Origin of the sequence: Abyssibacter profundi, from assembly GCF_003151135.1 — a bacterium.
Classification (GTDB): Bacteria; Pseudomonadota; Gammaproteobacteria; order Nevskiales; family OUC007; genus Abyssibacter; species Abyssibacter profundi.
Map to the genome: position 1 here is coordinate 1 of NZ_QEQK01000047.1, position 371 is coordinate 371.

Here is a 371-nt window from a genome sequence, read left to right on the forward strand (position 1 = left end):
TCAGATCGGGTCGTCAGCATGCTTGAGCATCGTCAGTGGTCGCCAGAGCAAATCGCAGAAAAGCTGAAACGGGAACACCCGGACGATCCGTCCATGCACGTGAGCCACGAGACGATCTATTCGTGGGTCTACGCCCAGCCGAGAAACCACCTGAAGCGGCTGCTGGTGTCCCAACTGCGCCAGGGCAAGCCCAAACGTGGGCGTCGAGCCAGCGCTTCGAACTGCTCGGCGATTCAAGTGCCGGATCATCAGACGATCCATCAGCGACCAGCCGAAATCGAAGGTCGAGAATTTCCAGGCCACTGGGAAGGCGACCTGATCATCGGCCAGCTGAATCAGTCCTGTATTGGCACGCTGGTTGAGCGTAAGAC

General features: G+C 58.5%; 1 protein-coding gene. It reads left to right on the plus strand.

Annotated elements, in window-relative coordinates:
* Positions 1–18: 18 nt before the first annotated feature.
* The coding region (locus DEH80_RS17085) for an IS30 family transposase (RefSeq protein ID WP_243412851.1) at positions 19–371 on the plus strand (353 nt) is incomplete at its 3' end.